The organism is Extensimonas vulgaris, assembly GCF_003337425.1.
GTDB lineage: Bacteria > Pseudomonadota > Gammaproteobacteria > Burkholderiales > Burkholderiaceae_C > Extensimonas > Extensimonas vulgaris.
The window spans coordinates 65,011-86,270 of the sequence record NZ_QPJU01000002.1; the positions used below are offsets into that span (position 1 = coordinate 65,011).

The 21,260-nt window shown below is 67.8% G+C and carries 16 protein-coding genes; 4 read left to right on the forward strand and 12 right to left on the reverse strand.

Annotated features, from left to right (window positions below; translation table 11 throughout):
- The first annotated feature begins 22 nt into the window (after positions 1 to 22).
- Genes DFR45_RS03265 through DFR45_RS03280 form a run of 4 tightly spaced genes read left to right on the forward strand, consistent with a single transcriptional unit; the run spans position 23 to position 3,691 of the window.
- A complete protein-coding gene (locus DFR45_RS03265) occupies positions 23 to 511 on the forward strand; it encodes an aromatic-ring-hydroxylating dioxygenase subunit beta (protein WP_114482271.1) in 489 nt (162 codons plus the stop codon).
- Between the two features lie 21 nt (positions 512 to 532).
- Positions 533 to 1,804 carry an aromatic ring-hydroxylating dioxygenase subunit alpha gene (locus DFR45_RS03270; RefSeq protein WP_114482272.1) on the forward strand — a complete coding sequence of 424 codons (1,272 nt, stop codon included), beginning with the start codon at positions 533 to 535 and terminating at the stop codon, positions 1,802 to 1,804.
- Positions 1,805 to 1,841: 37 nt separating this feature from the next.
- Complete coding sequence (locus DFR45_RS03275) at positions 1,842 to 3,161, forward strand: aromatic ring-hydroxylating oxygenase subunit alpha (RefSeq protein ID WP_114482273.1); 1,320 nt, start codon at positions 1,842 to 1,844, stop codon at positions 3,159 to 3,161.
- Positions 3,158 to 3,691 carry an aromatic-ring-hydroxylating dioxygenase subunit beta gene (locus tag DFR45_RS03280; RefSeq protein WP_241659304.1) on the forward strand — a complete coding sequence of 178 codons (534 nt, stop codon included), beginning with the start codon at positions 3,158 to 3,160 and terminating at the stop codon, positions 3,689 to 3,691. Before DFR45_RS03275 ends, DFR45_RS03280 begins: the two co-directional genes overlap by 4 nt.
- Here the strand turns inward: DFR45_RS03280 and DFR45_RS03285 are convergent.
- The 12 genes from DFR45_RS03285 to apaG form a co-directional block, all read right to left on the reverse strand.
- Complete coding sequence (locus tag DFR45_RS03285; protein WP_114482274.1) at positions 3,679 to 4,905, reverse strand: acetate/propionate family kinase; 1,227 nt, start codon at positions 4,903 to 4,905, stop codon at positions 3,679 to 3,681. The two genes, DFR45_RS03280 and DFR45_RS03285, sit on opposite strands and share 13 nt — an antisense overlap.
- Positions 4,902 to 6,353 carry a bifunctional enoyl-CoA hydratase/phosphate acetyltransferase gene (locus DFR45_RS03290; protein ID WP_114482275.1) on the reverse strand — a complete coding sequence of 484 codons (1,452 nt, stop codon included), beginning with the start codon at positions 6,351 to 6,353 and terminating at the stop codon, positions 4,902 to 4,904. Before DFR45_RS03290 ends, DFR45_RS03285 begins: the two co-directional genes overlap by 4 nt.
- Positions 6,354 to 6,393: 40 nt before the next feature.
- Positions 6,394 to 7,530, reverse strand: coding sequence for an ABC-2 transporter permease (locus DFR45_RS03295; RefSeq protein WP_114482276.1), 1,137 nt, complete (start codon positions 7,528 to 7,530; stop codon positions 6,394 to 6,396).
- A gap of 2 nt (positions 7,531 to 7,532) precedes the next feature.
- Positions 7,533 to 10,322, reverse strand: coding sequence for a ribosome-associated ATPase/putative transporter RbbA (gene rbbA / locus DFR45_RS03300; protein ID WP_114482277.1), 2,790 nt, complete (start codon positions 10,320 to 10,322; stop codon positions 7,533 to 7,535).
- Positions 10,319 to 11,398 carry an HlyD family secretion protein gene (locus tag DFR45_RS03305; RefSeq protein WP_114482278.1) on the reverse strand — a complete coding sequence of 360 codons (1,080 nt, stop codon included), beginning with the start codon at positions 11,396 to 11,398 and terminating at the stop codon, positions 10,319 to 10,321. The genes rbbA and DFR45_RS03305 overlap by 4 nt, the downstream gene beginning before the upstream one ends.
- A 21-nt stretch (positions 11,399 to 11,419) precedes the next feature.
- On the reverse strand, positions 11,420 to 12,958 hold the full coding sequence (locus tag DFR45_RS03310) for an efflux transporter outer membrane subunit (RefSeq protein WP_114482279.1): 1,539 nt from the start codon (positions 12,956 to 12,958) through the stop codon (positions 11,420 to 11,422).
- Between the two features lie 115 nt (positions 12,959 to 13,073).
- Complete coding sequence (locus DFR45_RS03315) at positions 13,074 to 14,924, reverse strand: PHA/PHB synthase family protein (protein WP_114482280.1); 1,851 nt, start codon at positions 14,922 to 14,924, stop codon at positions 13,074 to 13,076.
- A gap of 165 nt (positions 14,925 to 15,089) precedes the next feature.
- A complete protein-coding gene (gene thiL / locus DFR45_RS03320; RefSeq protein ID WP_114482281.1) occupies positions 15,090 to 16,166 on the reverse strand; it encodes a thiamine-phosphate kinase in 1,077 nt (358 codons plus the stop codon).
- A 25-nt stretch (positions 16,167 to 16,191) separates the two neighbouring features.
- A complete protein-coding gene (locus tag DFR45_RS03325) occupies positions 16,192 to 17,316 on the reverse strand; it encodes a YbdK family carboxylate-amine ligase (protein ID WP_114482672.1) in 1,125 nt (374 codons plus the stop codon).
- Complete coding sequence (locus DFR45_RS03330) at positions 17,306 to 18,604, reverse strand: cation:proton antiporter domain-containing protein (RefSeq protein ID WP_114482673.1); 1,299 nt, start codon at positions 18,602 to 18,604, stop codon at positions 17,306 to 17,308. The genes DFR45_RS03325 and DFR45_RS03330 overlap by 11 nt, the downstream gene beginning before the upstream one ends.
- A 104-nt stretch (positions 18,605 to 18,708) precedes the next feature.
- On the reverse strand, positions 18,709 to 20,772 hold the full coding sequence (locus DFR45_RS03335) for a site-specific recombinase (RefSeq protein WP_114482282.1): 2,064 nt from the start codon (positions 20,770 to 20,772) through the stop codon (positions 18,709 to 18,711).
- The gene (gene apaG, locus DFR45_RS03340; RefSeq protein WP_114482283.1) at positions 20,769 to 21,203 is read right to left on the reverse strand and encodes a Co2+/Mg2+ efflux protein ApaG; all 435 of its coding nucleotides are present in this window, start codon (positions 21,201 to 21,203) and stop codon (positions 20,769 to 20,771) included. The genes DFR45_RS03335 and apaG overlap by 4 nt, the downstream gene beginning before the upstream one ends.
- Between the last annotated feature and the right edge of the window lie 57 nt (positions 21,204 to 21,260).

The following is a 21,260-nucleotide window of genomic DNA, read 5'->3' on the forward strand; positions in this document are numbered from 1 at the left end:
CATTTTTTGCCATGGAGAAGATATGCGATTGAATGAGTTGAGCGATGAAAGCCTGCATTTTCGCGTGCAGCAACTGCTGGCCGAATACGTCGAGGTGATCGACGACGACCGGCTCGAGCAATGGCCCGAGCTGTTCGTGGACGACGCGCGCTACGAGGTCGTGCCGCGCGAAAACAGCGACCGCGGCCTGCCGCTGGCGGCGATGTTCTGCGACAGCAAGGGCATGCTGATCGACCGGGTGGTGTCTCTGCGCCAGGCCAACATCTACGCCTTGCACTACCACCGGCATGTGCTCAGCAATCTGCGCATCACCCAGCGCAGCGACGCCGAAGTGCAGGCGCAGTGCAATTTCGTGGTGTTCCAGACGCGCGTGCAGGGCGAAACCGCCATCTACAGTGCGGGCAAGTACCAGGATCGCATCGTCGCCACCGATGGCGGGCTGCGCTTCAAGGAAAAGCGCGTGATCTTCGACACCTACCGCATCGACAGCCTGATGGTGCGGCCGCTCTGAGCAGACCAAGGAACCACGAAGATGCCAACTTCAACCCCCCACTCTGCCGCGACGGCAGCCAAGCCCCAGGACAGCGGCTGCCGCGTGCCTTATGCGGTCTTCACTGATCCGGCGTTTTATGCGCGCGAGCAGGAACAAATCTTTCGCGGCGCACATTGGTCTTTCGTGGCGCTCGAAGCCGAAATCCCCAACGCCGGTGACTACAAGACCACCTTCGTCGGCGACACCCCGGTGATCGTCACGCGCGCCGCCGACGGCCAGGTGCACACCGTGGTCAACCGCTGCGCACACCGCGGCGCCCTGCTCGCGCGCGACCTGCGCGGCAACCGGCAGACGCTCGAATGCGTGTACCACCAGTGGTGCTTCTCGCTCGACGGTGCCCTGGTAGGCCTGCCGTTTCGGCGCGGCATCCGGGGGCAGGGCGGCATGCCGGCCGATTTCGACATGCGCCAGCACGATCTGCAGCGCCTGCGCGTCGAGCTGCTGCACGGGCTCGTCTTTGCGACCTTCTCGCCCGAGACGCCGCCGCTGGCCGAATACCTCGGCCCCATGGTGATCGAGTCGATCGCGCGGATCTTCCGCAAGCCCGTGCGCCCGCTCGGCGACTTGCGCCAGTACGTGCACGGCAACTGGAAGCTCTACGCCGAAAACATCCGCGACCCCTACCACGCAAGCCTGCTGCACCTGTTCCACACCACCTTCGGTACCTACCGCTCCTCGCAGCAGGGCGGCGTGAAGCTCGACGCGCAGCACAGGCATTCGATGCTGCATGCGCGCTCGGGCAGCAACGACGCGCAGCGCGACCAGGAGGTGTACAAGGACATGCGCACCTTCAATGCGCAGTTTCGTCTGCAGGATCCGTCGCTGCTGGCCGGGCGGCCAGAGTTCGACGACGGCATCACGCTGGTGATCCTGTCGGTGTTCCCGAACCTGGTGGTGCAGCAGATCGCCAACACCCTGGCCGTGCGCCAGATCGTGCCCTATGCGCCCGACGCCTTCGAGCTCGTCTGGACCGAATTCGGCTACGCCGACGACGACGCGGAAATGACCCGCATCCGCCTCAAGCAAAGCAACCTGATCGGCCCGGCAGGGTTGATCTCCATGGAAGACGGGGAGGCCGTCGAGATCGTCCAGCGCGCCGTGGTGCGCGATCAGGACAAGACCTCCTTCATCGCCATGGGCGGAGCCGAGGCGCGCGACGCAGACCATTTGGTCACCGAGTCCTCGATCATCGGCTTTTGGGAGTATTACGCCAAAGTCGTTGGCTTCGACCACCCGAAAACCGCCGGTTGATTTTCACCCACTCACCTGCCACCAAAGGAGACATGCCATGGACGCCGCCCCCCAAACCCTACTCGACGAATGCATACACCACGAGCGCGACGCGCTGCGCGCGGTCGATCGGCGCATCTTCGTCGATGAAGAACTGTTCGAGCTCGAACACAAAAAAATCTGGCAAAAAATCTGGGTCTATGTAGCCCACGAAAGCCAGCTGCCCAAGCCCAAGGACTACCTGACCACCTGGATAGGGCGCACGCCCATCGTCGTGAACCGCGACAAGAACGGCGAGCTCAACGCCTTCGTGAACATCTGCTCGCACCGCGGTGCCACGCTGGCGCGCACCTCCAGGGGTAGTGCGAACAACTTCGTGTGCTCGTTCCACGGCTGGGCCTTCAACGCCAAGGGCGACCTGCTGTCGGTGATGAACGAGGAAGGCGCCGGCTACCCGAGCGACTTCGACAAAGCCAAGCGCGGCCTCGTCAAGGTGCGCCTGCAAAGCTACCGCGGCTTTCTGTTCGCCACGCTCAACCCCGACGCCGAGCCGCTCGAAGACCACCTGGCCGAGAGCAAAACCTTCATCGACCTGGTGGTCGACCAATCGCCGCAAGGGATAGAAGTGCTCAAGGGCCGCTCGGTTTACACCTACAACGGCAACTGGAAGCTGCAGGTCGAAAACGGTGTCGATGGCTACCACGTGGATACGGTACATGCCAATTACGTGCAGATGATCAAAAACCGCGCCCGCATCAACGCCGAAAGCAAGGGCATGAAAGTGCTCGCGGTGGGTGACTTCACGCGCAACCGCGGCGGCTACTACGACCTGAAAAACGGCCACACGGTGATCTGGACCGAAATCACCAACCCGCAGGACAGGCCCGTCTACGCCGCGCGCGAAGACATCGAGGCGCGCCTGGGCCCGGAAAAAGCCAAGTGGGCCGTGTACCGCTCGCGCAACCTGCTCGTCTATCCCAACATGTTTCTCATGGACCAGATGGGCACGCAGATCCGCGTGTTTCGCCCGATCTCCGTGGACAAGACCGAGGTCACGATTTACTGCTTCGGCCCCGTGGGCGAGGCACCCGCCGAGCGCGCCAAGCGCATCCGCCAGTACGAGGACTTCTTCAACGCCTCGGGCATGGCCACGCCCGACGACCTGACCGAGTTCAACGCCTCGCAGATCGGCTGCAAGAACTACGACGTGATGCGCTGGAGCGACATGACGCGCGGCGCCGCGCACGAAGTCGTGGGCGCCGACGCCGACGCCGCAGCGCTGGGCATACACCCGGGCAGCAGCGGCGCGCGCGTCTCGGATGAGGGTATTTTCGTGGCCCAGCACCAGCGCTGGCTCGAGTTGATGCAGGCCGAATGAGCACCAACAAGAACACCCTGGAGAGCAAAAACACCATGAACGCCACAGACCTGCAACAAAGCGTCAGCGCCTTTTTGTACCGCGAAGCCGAGTGCGTCGATGAGCGCCGCTGGGACGACTGGCTCGCCTTGTTCGACGCCCAGGCCGAATACTGGATTCCGTCGTGGGATTCGGAATACGAGCTCGTGAGCAATCCGCAGAGCGAAGTTTCGCTGATGTATTACCCCAGCCGCGCGGGCCTCGAAGACCGCGTGTTCCGCCTGCGCACCGGACGCTCGGCCGCCTCGACGCCGCTGCCGCGCACCTGCCACACGGTGAGCAACGTGCGGCCCGTGCTGCAGGCCGACGGCAGCTGCAGCGTGAAGGCGAACTTCCTCACGCACCTGTTTCGCAACGATGCGACGCAGCTTTTTTACGGTCACTACGAGTATTTGCTCACGCCGCACGAGGGCAGCTGGCTGATCCGCAAGAAGAAGGTCATTGTGCTCAATGACCTGATCGACACCGTGCTCGATATCTACAGCGTCTGAGCCGCGCGTGCGCCTTGCAAAAGGCGCGCCGCGTGCCAGGCCGCGATCCACTCCTCGTTGGTGGGCTCGACGGCCACGCGCACGCGGCTGGCGGCGCTCGAGATGCACGGCGCGTGGCGCGCGTTGGCCTCGGCGTCTATGGCCACGCCCAAAAAGGCGAGCCCATCGCACACGCGCGCACGCAGGGTGTCGTTGTGCTCGCCTATGCCTGCGGTGAACACCAGCATGTCCAGGCCACCGAGCACGGCGCAGAGCGCGCCGATCTCGCGCACGATGCGCCGCACGTACAGCGCGAGCGCCGCCTGCACACGCGCGTTGCCGGCTTCGAGCGGCAGCAGCTCGCGCGGGTCGGCCGACACGCCCGAGAGGCCCAGCAGGCCGCACTCGTGGTAGAGCATGTGGCCGACTTCTTCCAGCGTGCGCTTTTCGATTTCCATCAGGTACAGCAGCGCGCCGGGGTCGAGCGCGCCGCAGCGCGTGCCCATCATGAGCCCGTCGAGCGCCGAAAAGCCCATGGTCGTGGCCACGCTGCGCAAGTCCTGCATCGCGCACAGGCTCGCGCCGCTGCCCAGGTGCGCGACGATGGTGCGCCCGCGCGCGGCCGCGCCGTAGCGCTCGGCGAGCGCGAGCGCCATGTATTCATACGACAGGCCATGAAAACCATAGCGGCGCACGCCGCGCTCCCAGGCCGAATAGGGCAGGGGCAGCAATTTTTCGACCTCGGGCAGCGTGTGGTGGAAGGCCGTGTCGAACACCGCGACCTGCGGCAGTTCGGGGCGCGACTCGAGCAGCACCGCGATCGCCTCGAGCGCGAACGGCTGGTGCAGCGGCGCGAGCGGGATGTAGCTGCGTAGGTCGGCGAGCACGGCTGCGTCCATGCGCACGGGCGCAAAGTATTTGCTGCCACCGTGCACCACGCGGTGCGCGATGGCTGCGATGCCGCGGCCTGCACAGTGCTGCGCCACGAAAGCGCGCACGCGCGCGCGGATGTGTTCGAGCGCCGCGTGGTACGGCGCTTTGGCGTCCAGCGCCAAAGGCTGCGGCGCCTGGCCGCTTTCGCTCCACTGCGGGTGCACTCCGGTGATGCCATCGACCTTGCCACCCCATGCAGGCCGGCGTGGCAGCGGCTGCACGGCGGCATCGTAGAGCGCGAATTTGATGCTCGACGAGCCGCAGTTGAGCACCAGGATGAGGTCGTTCTTTGCGGCGCTCATGGGGGCGACACCTGGTAATGCTGGGCCAGCAGCAGCGCGAGGGCGCACGAGGCGATGCGCGTCTCGCGCGTGTCGGCGCGGCTCGTGAGCACGATGGGCACGCGCGCACCGAGCACGATGCCCGCGCTCGCGGCGCCACCAAGGTATTCGAGCTGCTTGGCGAGCATGTTGCCGCTCTCGAGGTCGGGCACCACCAGAATGTCGGCCTGGCCCGCAACGGCGGACTGGATGCCCTTGATGCGCGCGGCGGCGATCGACACGGCGTTGTCGAACGCCAGCGGCCCATCGAGGATGCCGCCGCTGATCTGGCCGCGGTCGGCCATCTTGCACAGCGCGGCGGCGTCGAGCGTCGCGGGCATGTCGGGGTTCACGGTCTCGACCGCGGCGAGGATCGCCACGCGCGGCTGCGCGACGCCGATCGCTTGCGCGAGCTCGATCGCGTTGCGCACGATGTCGGCTTTTTCTTCGAGCGTGGGCGCGATGTTGACGGCCGCGTCGGTGACGATGAAGGGGCGCGGGTAGGCGGGCGACTGCATCAGGTAGCAGTGGCTGATGCGGCGCTTGGTGCGCAGCCCCGAATCGTGCGCGACCACCGCGCCCATGAGCTCGTCGGTGTGCAGGCTGCCTTTCATGAGCGCCTGCACCTTGCTTTGCGCGGCGAGCTGCACGGCACGCGCGGCGGCGGCGTGGCTGTGCGGCACGTCTTCGATGGCGAAGCCGGAAATATCCAGCCCGGCGGACTGCGCCACGGCTTGCAGGCGCGCGCGCGGCGCCACGAGCACGGGCTCGATCAGCCCGGCCGCGTGCGCATCGAGCGCACCTTGCAGGCTGATTTCGTCGCATGGGTGCACCACGGCCACACGCAGCGGCCCGAGCGGGCGCGCATGGTCGAGCAGGCGCGTGAGGCCTGCTTCGCCCATGGTCAGGCGCACTTCGGGCAGCGTGCTGCGCGGGCGCTCTATGCGCTCGGTGGGCGCGAGCACCTCGGCCACGCCGGTGATCGTGGTCACGCCGTCCTGGTTCACGCAGCTGCAGTCGAGCTGCAGGCGTTTTTTGGCCTCGTCGCGCGCAATCACGCGCACGCTCACGCGCAGGCGGTCGCCCACGCGCACGGGCGCGAGGAATTTGAGTGTCTGCGCCAGGTAGATCGTGCCGGGGCCGGGCAAGCGCGTGCCGAGCACGGCCGAAATCAGCGCGCCGCCGAGCATGCCGTGCGCGATCACGCCATGAAAGCGCGTGGAGGCGGCAAACTCCGGATCGAGGTGCTGCGGATTCACGTCGCCCGAGAGGATCGCGAACAGCTGGATGTCCTCGGCCGTGAGCGTGCGCTCTAGGCTGGCGGTGTCGCCGATCGCGATCTCATCGAAGGTGCGGTTGCGCACCACGCGCAAGTCCGAGGCGCTGGCGTCGGCGGGGCGGGCAGGTGCGGGCAAGGCGGTTTCTGGCATGGGGGTGCGAAGGGAGTGGGAAAACGGTGTGCTCAGCCTCTCAGGCCATGCGCGTGATGCTCTTGCGGAAGTACGCGAGCGAGCCGATGAAGAACGCCGCACCGATGAGGCACAGCGCCACGATCTGCGGCCAGACCACGGAAAAGCCCCCACCACGGTAGAGGATGGCCTGCGACGCCGCGACGAAGTGCGTGGTGGGTGCGAATTCCATGATGTCCTGCGCGAGCTTGGGCATGCTCTCGCGCGGCGTGGAGCCGCCCGAGAGCATCTGCATGGGCAGAAGCACCAGCATCATCAAGAGGCCGAACTGCGGCATGCTGCGCGCGATCGTGCCCATGAAAATGCCCATCGAGGTGGTGACGAACAGGTGCAGCGCGGCAATTGCCAGAAACAGCGTCACCGAACCTTCGATCGGCACCTGCAGCGCCCCCTGCACGATGAAGTGCAGCGAGAACGCCGTTGCAAGCAACACCACCACGCCCATGGACCATATCTTGCCCAGCATGATCTCCGAGGGTGTCACGGGCATGACCAAGAGGTGCTCGACGGTGCCATGTTCGCGCTCGCGGATCAGCGCTGCGCCCGCGAGCACGATGGACAGCATGGTGACGTTGTTGATGATTTCCATGAGCGCGCCGAACCAGGATTGCGTCAGGGCCGGGTTGAAGCGCATGCGCAGCGCGAGATCGACGGGCAGCTGCGGCACGCTGCGGTAGCGCTGCACGAATTCATTGACTTCGCCCAGGATGACCTGCTGTGCATATGCGCTGCCCGTGAACGCCTGCCCCATGCGCGTGGCGTCGACGTTGAGCTGCACGGCCGGAGAGCGCCCCGCGAGCACGTCGCGCTGGAAGTTCGGCGGGATGTCGATCGAGAAGGTGAAGAGACCGTCGTCGAGGCCGGCATCGACCTCGTTCAGCGTGACGCGCTGCGGCGGCAGGAATTCCGGCGGTTGCAGCGCCGAGACGATGCGCCCCGACAGCGCCGAGTCGTCCTCATCGACGACGGCGACCGGTATCCGGCTGATGCGGTCGGGGATGCCGGTGGCCGCGACATACACCTGGAAGCTGAAGGCGTAGGCGATCAACACCAGCATGATGGGGTCGCGGATCAGGCTCCAGAACTCTTTGATGCCCAGCCGGTAGATGTTGGCGAGATAGCTCGATCGCTTGGCCATGCTCACTTTTCCTGTTTTTGGAGCAGTACGATGGACAGTGCCACGATGAGCAGCGCCGCGATCACCATGGGCGGGAACATCGCGTGCAGGTCGGAAAACGTGAGCGCCTTGTTGAACACGCCGCGACTGATGATGACGTATTTCGCGAGCGGATAGACCTCACCGATCATGCGCCCCGCACCTTCGAGCGAAGACACGGGATGGATGAGGCCCGAGAACTGCATCGCCGGCAGCATCGAGCCGACCATGGTGAAGAACATCGCCGCGACCTGGCTGCGCGTGAAAATCGACGCAAACAGACCGAACCCCGTCGAAAAACCGATGAAAATTACCGAAGCCAGCAACAAAGTCGGAAAGCTGCCTTTCACAGGCACGTCGAACAGCGTGACGGCGAGCAGCGTGAGCACGAGGAAGTTGAATACGCCCAGCACGATGTAGGGCAACTGCTTGCCGAGCAAGAATTCGGCGCGCGTCACCGGCGTGACGTAGAGGTTGATGATGGAGCCCAGCTCTTTTTCGCGCACCACCGACAGCGCCGTGAGGATGGACGGAATCATCATCAGCAGCAGCGGAATCACGGCCGGCACCATGGCGGGCAGGCTTTTCACGTCGGGGTTGTAGCGAAAGCGCGTCTCCACGGTCGCGGCGCCCTTGGAGATGTCCGCGCCGAGCTGCGTGCGCGCCACGTCTTCGAGCCATTTCTGGTGGATGCCTTGCACGTAGCCCTGGATGGTGTCGGCGCGCATGGGCATGGCGCCGTCCACCCAGGCGCCAATCTCCACCGCCTGGCCGCGCAACACATCCCGCTCGAAACCTGGAGGGATTTCGATGGCGAGCGTAATCTCGCCCTTGCGCATGCGCCGGTCGAGGTCTTCGTAGTCGGTGATCGGCGCGTGCTCGATGAAGTAGCGCGAGCCCGAGAGATTGAGCGCGTAGTTCTGGCTCAGCGGGCTGTGGTCGCGGTCGAGCACGGCGTAGCTGAGGTCGTTCACGTCCATGGTGATGCCGTAGCCCATGATGAGCATCAAGACCACCGTGCCGAACAGCGCCATCACCAGGCGCACCGGGTCGTGGCGCAGCTCGCGCGCCTCGCGCAAGGTGTAGCTCAAGGCGCGTCCAGGGCTGAACAGGCGCGGGCGTGGATGCGGTCGGGCATGGGGCTTGGGTGCCGTGGGTGCTGGCGCCGCGCCGCCAGCCGCGGCGGCTTCGGTCGGCGCGGCGTCCTTGAGGTAGGCGATGAAGGCTTCTTCGAGCGTGGCCGCGCCGCGCTTGGCAATGATGGCTTTGGGCGTGTCGCTGACCAGCACCTTGCCCTGGTGCATGAGCGAGATGCGGTCGCAGCGCTCGGCCTCGTTCATGAAATGGGTCGAGATGAAGATCGTGACCTTGTCCTTGCGCGAGAGCTCGACCAGAAACTGCCAGAACGCATCGCGCGCCACCGGATCGACGCCCGAGGTGGGCTCATCGAGAATCAACAGCTCCGGCCCGTGCACCAGCGCCACGGCCAGCGACAGGCGCTGGCGCACGCCCAGGGGCAGCTTGTCGGGCAGATCCCGGGGGTGCTCGGCGAGGCCGAAGCGCTCCATCAGCGCCTGCACGCGCGCCGGAATCTGCGCCTCGGGCACGCCAAACAGGCGCGCGTGCAGCACGAGGTTTTGCTCGACGTTGAGCTCGGAATACAGCGAGAACGCTTGCGACATGTAGCCCACGCGCCGGCGCGTGGCGATGTCGTGCGCATCGACCTCTTGCCCGAACAGCCAGGCTTGCCCCTCGGTGGGCGGCAGCAGGCCGGTGAGCATCTTCATGGTGGTGGTTTTGCCGCAGCCGTTGCTGCCCAGAAAGCCGAAGATCTCGCCGCGGCGGATGCGGAAATTGACGTGATCGACCGCAGTGAAGTCGCCAAAGCGCATAGTGAGATCCTGCGCCTCGATGGCGATCTCTTCGCCATCGACGAAGGGCGGCACGACCACGGCCTGGTGGCCGCGCTTTTTTTCCTCGGGCAGCAGCGCGATGAAGGCTTGTTCGAGCGTCTGCGTGCCCGTGCGCGCGTGCAGCTCCTGCGGCGTGCCGGTGGCGAGAATGTGGCCCGCATCCATGGCCACGAGCCAGTCGAAGCGTTCGGCTTCTTCCATGTAGGCCGTGGCCACCATCACGCTCATGCCGGGGCGTTCGCGCCGGATGTCGCCGATCAGGCTCCAGAACTGGCTGCGCGAGAGCGGATCGACCCCTGTGGTGGGCTCGTCGAGGATCAGCAGGTCCGGGTCGTGGATCAGCGCGCAGCACAGCCCGAGCTTTTGCTTCATGCCGCCCGAGAGCTTGCCCGCGGGACGCGAAAGGAACGGGTACAGGCCCGTGGCGCGCGTGAGCTCGTCGATGCGCCGGCGCCGCTCGGCCGCGTCGTGGCCGAACAGGCGTGCGAAGAACTGCAGGTTGTCCTCGATCGACAGCGAGGGGTAGAGGTTTTTGCCCAGGCCCTGCGGCATGTAGGCGATGGCTGGGCAGACGCGGTCGCGGTGGCGCTTGGAGCGCATGTCGCCGCCGAGCACTTCGACGCTGCCCTCCTGTATGGCACGTGCGCCAGCGATCAGCGCAAGCAGGCTGGATTTGCCCACGCCGTCGGGGCCCAGCAACCCCACCATGCAACCCGCAGGGATTTCGAGGCTGACGCCATCGAGCGCGCGCGTCTTGCCGTAGCGCAGGCCCACGCCGGCGAGGCGCGCGACGGTGCCACCCGCTGTGGCGCCGGACAGGCTGGCGCCTGCAGCGCCCGAACTGCTGGATGGCAGCGTCATTCAGGCACCTTCGCGGTCAGGTTTTGCGGCCAGGGCGCCTGCGCGTCGATCTTGACCCAGGCCATGCCGGGCAGACCCGTCTTGACCTGCTGGAGGTGCTTGCGCAGCAGCTCGGGGTCTATGCGCGCCTTGACGCGAAACATGAGCTTTTGCCGTTCGACGGCGGTTTCGACCGTTTTGGGCGTGAACTGCGCGACGCTGGAGACGTAGGACACCTTGGCGGGGATCACGTAGCCCGGCAGGGCGTCGAGCACGATGCGCGCTTCGGTGCCCAGCGGTACGCGGCCCACGATGGTCTCGGGCAGGAAAAAGGTCATGTAAACGTCGCTCAAATCGACCATGTTGAGCACCTTGCCGCCCGCGCCCAGCACCTCGCCGGGCTGCGCGACGCGGTACTGCACGCGGCCGTCGCGCGGCGCCTTGAGTTTGCTGTCGGCGATGTCCACGTCGATGCGCGCGATCGTGGCCGTCAGCGCTTCCACGGTGGCCTGCGCGCCCGTGACTTGCGCCTTGGCTGCGGCGACGGCCGACTCGGCGGCCTTGACCTGCGCTTGCGCGGCAGCCAGCGCGGCCTCGCCGTTGCGCACGGCAGCGCGGTCGTCGTCGAGCTGCTGGATCGAGGTCGCGCCCTCGGTCGAGAGCGTTTGCGAGCGCGCGAGGCGCCGGCGCGCGTTGTCGAGCTCGCTCGCGCGCTGCACGACCACGGCCTGCGCAGCCGCAAGATCGCTCTCGCGCATTTTGACCTGGGCCTGGGCGCTTGCGACGTTGGTCATCGCCTGCTGCTTTTGCGCCACGGCTTCGTCGCGCTGGGCCTTCAGCGTGTCGACCTGCATCTGCGCGAGCACCTGGCCGGCGCTGACGAAGTCGCCCTCGTTGGCAAACACGTCGACCACGCGGCCCGCGAATTTGGTGGCCACGTCGATCTCGGTCGCCTCGATGCGGCCGTTGCCGCCGACCACGGCCTGCTCGCTACCGTCGCTGTGCAGCTTTTTCCAGCCGAACCAGGCAAGCAGCGCGACGACCAGAACGATGGCGACGGCGGGGATGATTTTTTTTCTTGGCAGGGGAGCAGGCATGGCAGGACTCGTGGCGTGGTTTCAGGGGGCGGGCGGTGCTGCAGCGGCCGCTGCGGCAGAGGGCGCGGCAGAGGGCGCGGCAGTGGCGGCGGTCGTGGCCAAAGCGGGCAGGGCGGCAAATTCATCGCTGCCGCCACCGAGCGCAGCATAGAGGTTGACGCGGCTCGCGAGCAAGGCGCGGCGCGTCTGTACCAGCTGCTGTTGGGCGGTAAGCAGCTCGCGCTGTGCGTCGAGCACTTCGAAATAAGGAGCGCTGCCGTTGTCGTAACGCAGTTGCGCGAGGCGCGCGCGCTCGGCCTGTGCGGCCAGCGTGGCCTGGTCGGCACCGAGCTGCTCGCCGAGCCAGCGGCGCGCGGCAAGCGCGTCGGAGACTTCGCGGAACGCGGACTGGATGGTTTTTTCGTAGTCGGACACGGCCAGGTTGCGCCGCACCTGCGCCAGGTCGAGGTTGGCGCTGTTGCGCCCGCCGTCGAAGATCGGCAGCGACAGGCTGGGCATGAATTGCCAGGCGCTGCTGCCGGAGTCGAACAGGCCGCTGAATTCGGCGCTCGCCGTGCCGTAGGCGCCCGTGAGCGTGACGCGCGGGAAGAAGGCCGCGCGCGCCGCGCCGATGTTGGCGTTGGCCGCGCGCAGGCGATGCTCGGCGGCGCGGATGTCGGGGCGCTGCAGCAGCAGGTCAGAGGGCAGCCCCGCGCGCAGGTCTGCCGCCATGGCCTGGTCGTCGAGCGTTCCGGGCTGCGCGAGCGCGGGCAGCGGCGCACCCACGAGCAGGCTGAGCGCGTGCCATTGCGTGGCGCGCAACTGGCCGAGCTGCGCGACCAGGCTTTGCGCCTGGTGCAGCAGGGTTTCGACCTGCACGAGGTCGGTGCGTGCGATCGCGCCGACCTCGAAGCGGCGCGTGAAGATGCGCACCGATTCCTGCCGGTTGGTGACGGTCTGCCGGGCGAGCGCGAGGCGCTCGTCGAGCTCGCGCAGCGCAAGGTAGGCGCTGGCCACCTGCGTGACCAGGCTCACGCTCGCGGCGCGGCGCGCCTCGTCGGTGGCAAGGTAATTTTCGAGTGCGGCGTCGCGCAGGCTGCGCACGCGGCCCCAGAAGTCGAGCTCCCAGCTTGCAAGGCCCAGACCCACCTGGTACTGGCTTGCCGTGACGGCGCGGCCCGTGGGGCTCAGGTCGGCCGGTGTGCGCCCGCGTGCGCCGTCGGCCGTGGCCGCAATGGTCGGGAACAGGTCGGCGCGTTGGATGCCCAAAAGCGCCTGCGCCTCGGCCACGCGCAGGGTGGCGCTGCGCAAGTCGCGGCTGTTGTCGAGCGCCTGGGCTATGAGCTGCTGCAGCAGCGGCTCGGTGAAGTAGCTGCGCCAGGCCAGCGCGGCCGCCGCTACGCTGCCATCGGCGCCGCCGAGGTCTTCGGCCGCGTAGTGCTGGGCCACGGGCGCCGGCGGTGGTGCGTAGGGCGGCGCGAGCGACATGCAGCCGCCGAGCGCCAGCGCCGCCGCACCTGCGCACAGGGCCGGCCAGCGCGGGTGTGGCGGGCGGAGGGAAAGGGCAAAGGGTGCAGTCATTGCGCGCAAAAATTTATTTTTATGAACAAATTGGCCGTTTGCGAAGAAGTATCAAGCGCAGGCAGCTATTTTTTCAGGAGTAAATCGGTGGCCGAACCCAACGTGGAGCGGTCTTTCATTTTTGCAGCACATACGTGCCGGGTGCGTCGGCGAGCGGCGGATACGCCTGGCTGCCCATGGCCGGCGGTGCGACCGGGGCGCCCGAGTGCGCTTCGAGCCATGCCAGCCATGACGGCCACCAGGAGTCGGGCCGCAGCTCGGCCAGCGCGAGCCAGTCGTCGGGATCGACGTAATTGCCGCCCGCGGGCCGCGTGAGGATGCGGTGGTGGCGGCGCGGGTTGCCCGGCGGGTTCACGATGCCGGCGTTGTGTCCGCCATTGGTGAGCACGAAGGTGATCTCGGCCGGGCTCAGGTAGTGCAGCTTGTGCACCGAGCGCCAGGGCGCGACGTGGTCGGTCTCGGTGCCGACCATGAAGGTGGGCAGCGTGATGCGGCCCAGGCTCACGGGTTTGCCATCGACGTGGTAGCGGCCCTCGCTGAGGTCGTCGTCGAGGAACAGGCGGCGCAGGTACTGCGCGTGCATGGTCGCGGGCATGCGCGTGCCGTCGGCGTTCCAGGCCATGAGGTCGTTCATGGGGGTGCGTTCGCCGAGCAGGTAGTCGTTGACCATGCGCGACCACAGCAGGTCATACGAGCGCAGCATCTGGAACGCGCCGGCCATCTGTTCGGCGCGCAAATAGCCGCGCATCGCCATCTGCGCTTCGAGCAGGCTGAGCTGGCTTTCGTCGATGAAGAGCGCGAGCTCGCCGGGCTCGGTGAAGTCGGTCTGCGCGGCGAACAGCGTCATGCTGGCGAGGCGTTCGTCGCCGTCGCGCGCCATCGCGGCCGTGGCGATGGCCAGCAGCGTGCCGCCCAGGCAGTAGCCCACGGCATGCACCTTGCGCTCGGGCACGATGGCGTTCACGGCGGCCAGCGCAGCGCGAAAACCCAGATCCAGGTAGTCGTCCATGCTCAGGTCGCGATCTTCGGCCGTGGGGTTTTTCCAGGAAATGCAAAACACCGTGAAGCCGTGATCGACCAGGTACTTGACCAGCGAGTTGTGCGGCGAAAGGTCGAGGATGTAGTACTTCATGATCCACGCCGGCGTGATCAGGATGGGTTCGGGGTGCACGGTCTCGGTCGTCGGCGCGTACTGGATCAGCTCGATCAGGCGGTTTCTCAGCACCACCTTGCCGGGCGTGATGGCGAGGTTCTGGCCCACGGCAAAGTTTTCGGTGCCGGCGGGCGGCGCGCCCGTGAGCGCGCGGCGCCAGTCGTCGAGCGCATGGAAGGCGCCGCGCACGAGGTTCATGCCGCCTTCCTTGGCGGTGCGCTGCAGCGCCACGGGGTTGGTGAGCAGCTGGTTGCCCGGCGAGAACACGTCAAGGATCTGCCGCGCCGCGAAGGCGACGATGTCTTCGTGGTGCTTGTCCACGCCCCAGACGCCGCGCGTGGCGGCCTCCCACCATTCTTCGGTGAGCGAAAACGATTGCTGCAGCACGTTGAATGGCCACTGCTGCCATTCGGGCGCGGCAAAGCGCCGGTCTTGCGCCGGAGGCTTGGCGCTGGGATGGCGCGGCGGCAGCGCCATGGGTGCTGCAGCCGCGCTCTTGGGCGCTTTTTCGCTCTCGTCGGGCCTGGATTTTTCTTCGGGCGTGGCTGCCGGGGATTGCAGCTGGGCGATGGCTTCTTCGGCGGCGTAGCGCAGCAGGGCGTCGCTCTTTTGCTGCGCGAGGCGCAGCAAGTCCAGGCATTTGCCGGGCGAGGCGGCAAGGTGCATGGCCCAGTCGCCCGCGGACAGCACGCCCGCCATCGGCGAGAGCGAAGCCGTGGCGCGCGCGAGCGCAGCGCGAAACACCGGGTCGAGCTCGTCCGCCAAGGGATTGGGCAAGGTGCTGGACGGAGGGTTGGAAGCAGAACGGGGCATGGACGTGTCCTTTCGTGCGGCTCCACCGTAGGTTGAGCGCAGACTGTAGACGGCATCTCGGCGGCAGGTCTTGACGCATGTCAACGCAGCCAATGCGCCGTGGTGAGGGCTCAGGATAAACCCTGAAGGAGAAGCGTTCGTGCAAAGGCGCAGCGCCCGACTCGCCTATTCGGGTTTTTCGGCCTTGGTGCAGGCGTGCGGCGCAAAGTGGTCAAACGAGGCATAGCGCGCCGCCACGGGCTGGCCTTGGGCATCGATCAGGCGCAGGCCCGGCTGCGCCTCTATGCGCCCTATTCGCGTGACCGGCGTGGCGCTGGACAGCGCCGCGGCGGCGACGGCGACGCGCTGGGCGGGCGCGGCGGTGAAGAGCAGCTCGTAATCGTCACCGCCTGCGAGTGTGTAGCGGCGCAGGAATTCGCCGTCGGTTGCAGGGTCGAATTCAGAGCCAAATTGGCCTCTAACGCTTGATAGTTCTGCGTAAGCAGCTATCAATGGCGTAGTCACCGAACAGTCTATGCAAGCGCCCACGCCCGAGGCCCGCAGGATATGGCCGAGGTCGCCGAGCAGGCCGTCGCTGACGTCGATCGCGCTGCTGGCCACGCCGCGCAGCGCCAGGCCCAGCGCGACGCGCGGCGTGGGCAGCTCCAGGCGCGCGCGCGCCGCGGCGAGCACGGCGCCCGGCAGGCGCCAGTGCGCGGGCAATCGCCCCTGCAGCGCGGCGAGCGCCAGGGCAGCGTCGCCGAGCGTGCCGCTCACGTACACGTCGTCGCCGGGCCGGGCGCCGCTGCGCAGCAGGGCCTGGCCTGCGGGCACCTCGCCCAGCACCGTGATGCACAAGTTGCGCGGCCCCTGCGTGGTGTCGCCGCCCACGAGCGCGCAGCCGTGCGCGTCGGCCAGCGCGAACAGGCCGCGCGCAAAGCCCGCGAGCCAGTCTTCGTCTGCCTCGGGCAGCGCGAGTGCCAGCGTGAACGCGAGCGGCCGCGCGCCGCACGCGGCGAGGTCGGACAGGTTCACCGCGAGCGCCTTGTGCCCGAGCCGCTCGGGCGCGACGTCGGCAAAAAAATGCCGGCCCTCGACCAGCATGTCGCTCGAGACCGCCAGCTGCATGCCCGGCGCGGGCGCGAGCAGCGCGCAGTCGTCGCCCACGCCCAGCACCACACGGCCGGCCGTGCCCGGCGCGTCCGGCGCGGTTGCCGGCACGGGACGCGTGAAATAGCGCGCGATCAGCTCGAACTCTCCCATGTGCGGGCTCCTCGATGGCTGGTTCTTACACCGCCGCGCCGCGAAAGCGCAGCGCCGCCTGGCGGCTGACTTCGGCGAGCAGCTGCTCGCGCTGCTGGCATTCGCGCAGCCAGCGCGCGTCGTTGTGGCCGGCCTCGACCTGGCTGCGCAGCAGCTGCAGCGCGGGCGTCGCACCGCGCGCCGCGGCGTGGCCGGCGATGCGCTCCATGGTCAGCAGCAGGTGTTCGCGCAGCGGCAGGTGTGCGCCGCTGGCCGGATCGACATAGACCGCGTCGAGCCCGAAGCGGCAGGCCTGGAAGCGGTTGTAGGTATAGACGAGGTAGTCGTCCTCGGCGGGCATGAAAGGCTGCTCGGCGAGGAACCACGCGCCCAGCGCCTGCACGAAGCCCGCGAGCGCGGCGGCGCGCTCTATGGTCAGCGGCGTGTCGAACACGCGAATTTCTACCGTGCCGTATTCGGGCTTGGGCCGGATGTCCCAGTAAAAATCCTTCATGCTCTTGACCACGCCGGTGCGCGTCATCTTGTCGAAATACTTCCCGAATTCATCCCAGGTCAGCACGAAGGGCGCGCGCCCCGAGAGCGGGAAGGCAAACACCGAATTGAGCCGCGCCGAGTCGAAGGCCGTGTCGTGCCCCTGCACATAGGGGCTGGACGCCGACAGCGCGATGAAGTGCGGGATGTAGCGCGACAGCCGGTGCAGCATGAGCAGCGCGGCGTCCGCGTCGGGGCAGCCGATGTGCACGTGCTGGCCGAAGATCGTGAACTGTTTGGATAGGTAGCCGTAGAGCTCGGAGAGCTCGCGAAAGCGCGGCTTGTCGTAGATGCGCCGCTCGTGCCACTGCTGGAACGGGTGCGTGCCGCCGCCGACCACGGCGATGTTGAGCTTGTCGGCGCTTTGCACGAGCGCGTTGCGGATCTGCCCGAGCTGGCCCAGCACCTCGCCGGCCGTATGGCATACGCCCGTGGAAATCTCGATCATGCTGCTCGTCATCTCGGGCACCACACTGCCGGGCAGCGCGGTCTTGTGCACCAGGCGCAGCATGTCTTCGGCGTAGGGCGCGAGGTCGTAGTCGTGCGTGTTCACGAGCTGCAGCTCCAGCTCCACGCCCAGCGTCAGCGGCTCGGAATGCGAAAAAGGCTCAAGCGGCATGGTCATCTCCCGTGTTGTCGCGAGCTGCGTTGCCCGGCACGCGCCGCAAGAGCGGGCTCAACGGCGCCAAGCGCGCCAGAGGCCGGGGGCTCTCACCCGCACGGTACAGCGCCACCGTGGCGATCATCGCACCCAGCAGCTCCATGAGCAAAATCGCCGGCAGCGCCACGCGCGCGATCTGCGCGCCCGTGCCCGGCGCGGCGCTCGCAAACTGCGACACCAGCAGCAGCGCCACGGCAGACATGGGCGTGAGCGCACCGCCCATCCAGAACGCCTGCTTCCAGCTCGCACCGCTGCCCACCGTGCCCAGTGCCACGCCCACGATCTTCGCGAACAGGCGCACGGCCACGAGCGTAAGCGCGAGCTGGGTCACAGCCGCATCCCAATCGGCCTGCGCGGCCACGGCCGAGACCAGCACGAACATCAGCATGCCCAGCAGCGAAGCCGCGCTGCCCGGCTGGCGCGGCCAGGCCCAGGGGCGCGGGTAGATCTGCTTGAGCAGCATGCCCGCGAGCAGCGCCGCGAGCGGCGCCGAGCCCCCCAGGTGCGCGGCCACGGCCGCCGCCGCGGCGATCAGCGCGAGCAGCAGCACGGCGGTGTTCTCGCCCGTGGGGCTCATCCAGCGCAGCGCCAGGCGCAGCGCAAGCGCAAGCAGCGCCGCCACCACGATGGACACGCCCAGCACCACGAGCACGGGAAACACCGTGCCCAGCAAGCCCTCGCTCGGGCGGTTCATCTGCCCGGCACGCGCCGAGCCCAGCGCCAATGCCCACAGCGAGGAGAGCGTGGCGAGCACCGTGGCGCGGTCGGTCACCGGGCCCGTGGCGCGCGTGTCGGCCACCACGCGCACGAGCACCGCGGGCGAGGCCGCGATCGCCACGAGCGCGAGCGGCCTGGCCACCTGCGCTGGCACCTCCAGCCAGCGCAGCGCCGCATAGACGGCAAAGTAGGTCAGCGCCGATTCGAGCAGGCTTTGCACGAGCACCATGGGGTTGTGGCGAAACCAGCGCAGCGGAATGCGCCCGCCACATTCGAACAGCACCACGGCCAGGCTCAATTCGAGCAGGAACAGCGCTATGCCCTGCAGCGGCCAGACCGCGCCGTTGAAGCCCGCGAGCCCCGCGAGCGTGCCGGCCGCGGCGTAGCCCAGCACTTGCGGCAGCCCGAGGGCACGCTGGCACCACGAGCCCGCCACTGCAGCGACGGCCAGCAGCAGCGACCACTGCACCACCGGCAGCCCGGCAGAAGGGCGCAGCCACTGCGCCCAGAAATCCACGATGGCGTTCATCATCTTGCGCAAACTCCTTTCTTTTTTCAGCAAGCGCCGGAGCCGCAGTGGCGCCGCCGGGGGCGCATCACGTCGGCCCGAAATGCCCGCAGCCAAAGGGCCGCTCAGGCCGCGCTGCGCGGCGGCAGGAAGAAACTCAGCGGCGCGCGGCGCCAGCGTGCGCGCAGCGCGGCATAAACCCGTGCGCGCTCCACACCCGTGACGTTGCGCGCGCGCAGCGCCACACGAAAAGCCAGGTAAAAACTCACGCCCACATTGAGCGCGCCGATCAGCGGCAAAGTGGCAACGGCCCACCACAAGGCGCTGTGCTGCACCACCTGCCAGCCGAGCGCGGCACAGGCCGCGGCCACCTGGCCCGTGGAGAGTGTGACATGGCGCACGTCCAGACCCAAACCAAAAAACCCTGCAAGCGCGGGCACCAAACCGAGCATGAAGCCCAACGACACGTTCGCCGCGAGGCCCGAGACGTTGTGGCGCAAGAACTGCGCCCAGCGCGCCGCACGTGCGGCGCCCAGGCGCGCCGTGATGCCAGGGTGGAAGCGCAGCGCCGAGTCGAGCCGGTAGAGCACGAAAGCGTTTTCCGCCCAGCCCGCGACGATGCTCGAGGCAAAGAGCAGCACGCCCGTCAATGCCGCAAACCCCAGCGAGGGCCCGAGCAGGTGCAGCGACTCCAGCACATGCTTTGCCTGCGCGGTGCTGATGACTGGCGCCCCCGTGACCCAGGCGAGCAGCGCCGCGAGCGCCAGCACCGCCGGAAACACCACGAGCACGTTGCCCAGCACCGCCGCCACCTGCGAACGCACGAGGTGCGTGACTTCATCGACGAACGATTCCACCGCCTCCCCGGCCCCCAGCTCGTCCAATTTGGCGGCCATCGCCGGCGCCGTCATCGCGGGCTGTTTGGTGGCGACGGTGCAGTGCAGCAGCTGGATCAGCACGAAGCTCAGCGCGTAATTCATGCCCGCCCAGAAGCCGCCCCAGAACGGCGACAAGGCAAGCGCGTAGATGCCGAACTTCAGCAGCGTGGTCGGCGCCATGAGCGCGCCGCCGCCTGCGGCCATGCGCAGCATGGCGCGGTATTCGTGCGGCGTGCGCGTGATGTAGTGCTCGCCCGTCTCGGCGCTGCGCTCGGCAATGCGCGCGGACAGCAGCGAGGCATTGGTGGCAAATAGCGCGCGCAGGCTGCGCCGCTGCTGTTGCACCTGCACGAGCTGCGCCAGCAGGCGCGCTGCGGCCTGCGCGGGCTGTGGCGCGAGCAGGCAGTCGAGCAGGGCACGCACGCGCACGATGCGCTCGCGCAGCTGGCGCAGGCGAAACACCAGCCCCACCGAAATGCCCTCGTCCTCGAAGTGTGCGTACACCGTGGCCGCCGCGGCGCGGCAGGCTTCGAGGCGTGCGCGCAGCTGCTGCGCCGTGGCCTGCAGGCGCTCGGGCGTGCGCAGCGGGTGCAGCACTTCCACGCGCAGGCTCTCCACCTCGCGGATCAGCGCATGAAAAGGCTGGTCGGCACGTGCCTGCGCGCTCATGCGCAGGCGCAGCTCGGGCGCGAAGCCGGTCGCCAGAATCTGCCCCGCGCAGTAGGTCATGGCGTCGAGCAGCGTGCGCTGCCACAGCGTGGGGCCGGCGGCGTCCTGTGCGCTCTCGGTCTGCGCGCCCTCGGGCGTTGCTTCAGTGATTGGCGTCAGCAGCGCCTGCAAGCGCGCGAGCAAATCTACCTCCAGCGCCTGCAGCCACTGCGCATCGAAGGGGCCTGGCAGCGCGAGCGCGAACAGCTCGGCCGCGTCTATGGTCTCGGGGCTGTGCGGCAGCAGGCGCTCGCGCAGGCGCGCGCCGAGCTCGCTGAGCAGCGCCGTGCGCGGCGCAAAGCCGAAGTCGGCCAGCAGCGTGGTCACGTCCACGGTTTCGAGCAGCAAGGCCCAGCAGGCTTGCAGGCGCGCGCGCAGCGGCGGGCGGGCTTGCACGGCATCGATGAACAAGCCCAGCCGGTCGAGCGCAGCGGGCACCGAATCCTGCGCGCCGCGCACCCACGCGAGCAGCCCGAGCAGCCAGAGGTGGCGCGCGACCAGGCCGGCTTGCGGCTGCAGCAAGGTGTCGGGCTGCGGCGGCGCGGGAGGCTCCAGCGCCGCGAGCAGCGCGGCCAGATCGGGAGTGGGGCGGCGCTTCGTCAATGCAATACCCGTCCCTTGGAGCTTGCGCCCGGTGCGTCGGGGTCGGCGGCTTCGAGCACGAACAGGGGAATCTCGCAGTCGAACGGCGTGCCGTCCTCGCCCACGCAGAAGTAGTGGCCGTGCATGGTGCCGCTCGCGGTGCGCAGGCTGCAGCCGCTCGTGTACTGGAAGGATTCGCCCGGCTGCAGCAGCGGCTGCTGGCCGACCACGCCCAGGCCTTTGACCTCTTCGGTGTGGCCGTGCGCGTCGCAGATGACCCAGCGCCGCGCGATCAACTGCGCGGGCGCCGTGCCGGTGTTCGTGATGGTGATGGTGTAGGCGAAGCGGAATATGCCCGCGCCGGGCGCGGACTCTTCGGGCAGGTATTCAGGCTCGGCCGCGACGGCGAAGCGGTACGTGGGCTGGGGATGTTTGGACGCTGGCTTGGACATGCGGCGATGGTAACGGCGCAGGCCGGAGGCTTGCACGGCCTGCCGGCATTACCCATT

What these genes read in the sequence shown, in the direction of transcription:
- DFR45_RS03325 (WP_114482672.1), bottom strand. Translation starts at nt 17,316, where the DNA reads ATGCCGCTTGAGCCTTTTTCGCATTCCGAGCCGCTGACGCTGGGCGTG.
- DFR45_RS03265 (WP_114482271.1), top strand. Translation starts at nt 23, where the DNA reads ATGCGATTGAATGAGTTGAGCGATGAAAGCCTGCATTTTCGCGTGCAG.
- DFR45_RS03330 (WP_114482673.1), bottom strand. Translation starts at nt 18,604, where the DNA reads ATGAACGCCATCGTGGATTTCTGGGCGCAGTGGCTGCGCCCTTCTGCC.
- rbbA (WP_114482277.1), bottom strand. Translation starts at nt 10,322, where the DNA reads ATGACGCTGCCATCCAGCAGTTCGGGCGCTGCAGGCGCCAGCCTGTCC.
- DFR45_RS03295 (WP_114482276.1), bottom strand. Translation starts at nt 7,530, where the DNA reads ATGGCCAAGCGATCGAGCTATCTCGCCAACATCTACCGGCTGGGCATC.
- DFR45_RS03275 (WP_114482273.1), top strand. Translation starts at nt 1,842, where the DNA reads ATGGACGCCGCCCCCCAAACCCTACTCGACGAATGCATACACCACGAG.
- apaG (WP_114482283.1), bottom strand. Translation starts at nt 21,203, where the DNA reads ATGTCCAAGCCAGCGTCCAAACATCCCCAGCCCACGTACCGCTTCGCC.
- thiL (WP_114482281.1), bottom strand. Translation starts at nt 16,166, where the DNA reads ATGGGAGAGTTCGAGCTGATCGCGCGCTATTTCACGCGTCCCGTGCCG.
- DFR45_RS03270 (WP_114482272.1), top strand. Translation starts at nt 533, where the DNA reads ATGCCAACTTCAACCCCCCACTCTGCCGCGACGGCAGCCAAGCCCCAG.
- DFR45_RS03280 (WP_241659304.1), top strand. Translation starts at nt 3,158, where the DNA reads ATGAGCACCAACAAGAACACCCTGGAGAGCAAAAACACCATGAACGCC.
- DFR45_RS03290 (WP_114482275.1), bottom strand. Translation starts at nt 6,353, where the DNA reads ATGCCAGAAACCGCCTTGCCCGCACCTGCCCGCCCCGCCGACGCCAGC.
- DFR45_RS03315 (WP_114482280.1), bottom strand. Translation starts at nt 14,924, where the DNA reads ATGCCCCGTTCTGCTTCCAACCCTCCGTCCAGCACCTTGCCCAATCCC.
- DFR45_RS03285 (WP_114482274.1), bottom strand. Translation starts at nt 4,905, where the DNA reads ATGAGCGCCGCAAAGAACGACCTCATCCTGGTGCTCAACTGCGGCTCG.
- DFR45_RS03305 (WP_114482278.1), bottom strand. Translation starts at nt 11,398, where the DNA reads ATGCCTGCTCCCCTGCCAAGAAAAAAAATCATCCCCGCCGTCGCCATC.
- DFR45_RS03310 (WP_114482279.1), bottom strand. Translation starts at nt 12,958, where the DNA reads ATGACTGCACCCTTTGCCCTTTCCCTCCGCCCGCCACACCCGCGCTGG.